This is a genomic window from Haloarcula rubripromontorii, from assembly GCF_001280425.1.
Lineage (GTDB): Archaea > Halobacteriota > Halobacteria > Halobacteriales > Haloarculaceae > Haloarcula > Haloarcula rubripromontorii.
Genome location: NZ_LIUF01000017.1, coordinates 1 through 2,275, shown reverse-complemented (window position 1 = coordinate 2,275; position 2,275 = coordinate 1). Strand labels below are relative to the sequence as shown.

At 62.9% G+C, this 2,275-nt stretch carries 2 protein-coding genes and 1 pseudogene; 2 read left to right on the top strand and 1 reads right to left on the bottom strand.

Annotation, left to right across the window (positions count from 1 at the left end; translation table 11 throughout):
- Positions 1-267 (bottom strand): annotated as a pseudogene (locus AMS69_RS19525) (metal ABC transporter substrate-binding protein); the annotation flags it as partial.
- Positions 268-421: 154 nt separating this feature from the next.
- On the opposite strand from AMS69_RS19525, the gene AMS69_RS19520 reads away from it, so the two are divergent.
- Both AMS69_RS19520 and AMS69_RS19515 read left to right on the top strand, forming a co-directional pair.
- Entirely contained in the window at positions 422-1,012 is a 591-nt protein-coding gene (locus tag AMS69_RS19520) for a winged helix-turn-helix transcriptional regulator (RefSeq protein ID WP_053969648.1), read from the top strand.
- Between the two features lie 127 nt (positions 1,013-1,139).
- A partial coding sequence (locus AMS69_RS19515; protein WP_155120019.1) for a heavy metal translocating P-type ATPase occupies positions 1,140-2,275 on the top strand: 1,136 nt, incomplete at its 3' end.

The following is a 2,275-nucleotide window of genomic DNA, read 5'->3' as shown; positions in this document are numbered from 1 at the left end:
GTGCAGTCCGGTCGGGATGAGGTTCTTGACCGTTATCGGCGTCCCGCGTGCGATATTGCGGGCGAAGTCGTAGAAGCTAAAGAACGACGCGACCGCAACGGGCCCGTCCGCACCGTCCGTCCCGCCGCTATCAGTCGATGCCGCTTCCCTCCCGCCGCCGGTCAGACAGCCGGCAAAGCCGGTCGCGAGGGCTCCCGCTCCGGCACCGAGTGCCTGCCTGCGGGTGACGCTATACGGCCGGTCGTCGCAGGGTTGGTTAGTTTCCATGTGTGGCTTGCTATCGAAGAAGAATATAATAGTTTCTATCTAACTACAATATTAGACTAGTCTAATCCGCTGAACTGTTCATGCCTGGGGTCCGCTCTGTGGCACAGACGCGGGTGGACGCAACACATAAACCGGCGCTGGAAGTTGGTCCGATATGCCCGGACTCGACGACACGGACCACGAGATCCTCCGACTGCTGCTCGAAGATGCCAGACGGCCCTACAGCGACATTGCCGAGCGAGTAGATCTCTCGGCCCCTGCAGTTTCCGACCGCGTCGACAGACTCGTCGAAATGGGCCTGATAGAGGGGTTTACCGTCGACATCGACCGTTCACTGCTACAGGCCGGCGTGCCGGTTCTGCTCGAAGTCACTGCGAAGCCGGGTCGGGCCGCCGACATCGCTACAGCGGCCAGCGACGCAGACGCCGTCGAGCGGGTCTATCGAACCGCCGGTGGCCGGGTAGTACTGGTAGCGAACGTCTCTCAGGCCGACGCGAGCGAACTCCTCGCCGAACATGTCGACCTCGGAGACGTGGAGCGCTACGAGGTCCGGATGATTGCGGACACCGAATGGACCGTCGGGCTAGGTGCGGCGGAGTTCGCGCCCGACTGCGCGGAGTGTGGCAACTCCGTCGACGAGGAGGGCGAACAGCGCACGCTCGACGGGGAGCGGTACTACTTCTGCTGTGGCTCCTGTGCCGAGCGGTTCGTCGACCAGTACGAATCGCTCAAAGAAGGAGCCTGAGCGCAATGCGAAGTTCAGAATAGTATCTTATCGGCTATTCGAGTTTGGTTCGAAAATATCAGCCGGGCCTGACCTTCGAATCAAAGGGACAAACCGCATGAATACGGGGGGCGTACAGTAAGACAAGATGAGCAACCGGACCACTCGGCTCGAACTAACGGGAATGAGCTGTGCCAACTGCGCGGGCACCATCGAAGAGTCGGTGGGCGAACTGGACGGGATTACATCCGTCGACGCAAACTACGCCACCGACGAGGGGAGCGTCGAGTACGACCCCGATGTGGTATCGCTAGCTGACATCGTCACGGCCGTACAGGACGCTGGCTACGGCGTGGCGACGGAGACAGTGACTATCGGCATCACCGATATGTCGTGTGCGAACTGCGCGGAGACCAACGAGGAGGCGCTGGAGGGGACCGCGGGCGTCATCGAAGCCAGCGTGAACTACGCTACCGATGAGGGCCAGGTCACCTACAACCCGGCCGACGTGTCGCGGTCGGACCTCTACGACGCTATCGAGTCCGCCGGCTACACGCCCGTAAGAGAGGGCAGTGGGGGTGCAAACGCCGACGACAGCGATGGCGGTGAGCAATCCGGCGCTGATCGCCGCGCCGCCGCGCGCAACGAGGAGACGCGTAGACAACTTCGGCTCACGCTGTTCGGAGCGGTTCTCTCGGCCCCGCTCTTGCTGTTCATGGCGGACCATCTGTTCTCGCTCGGACTCGTCCGCGAGACGGTTCTGGGAGTACCACAGGGCTGGGTCGCCTTCGCGCTGGCGACGCCGGTGCAGATACTGCTTGGCAAGCACTTCTACGAGAACTCCTACAAGGCGCTTGTCAACAACGGCCGGGCGAACATGGATGTCCTCATCGCGCTGGGGTCCTCGACGGCGTACATCTACTCAGTGGCCGCGCTGGCCGGGCTGATAGCGAGCACGGGGCTGTACTTCGATACGGCCGCGCTGATTCTCGTCTTCATCACGCTCGGGAACTACCTCGAAGCCCGGTCGAAAAGTCAGGCCGGGGCCGCCATCCAGCAACTGCTCGAGATGGAGGCCGACACGGCGACCGTCGTCCACGAGGACGGCAGCGAGGCGGAGATTCCCATCGACGAGGTGGGGGTCGGCGACCGACTGAAAGTCCGACCTGGCGAGAAGGTTCCGACGGACGGCGTCGTCGTCGACGGCGACTCGGCGGTCGACGAGTCGATGGTGACCGGCGAGTCCGTCCCGGTCGAGAAAGGCGAGGGCGACGAGGTCATCGG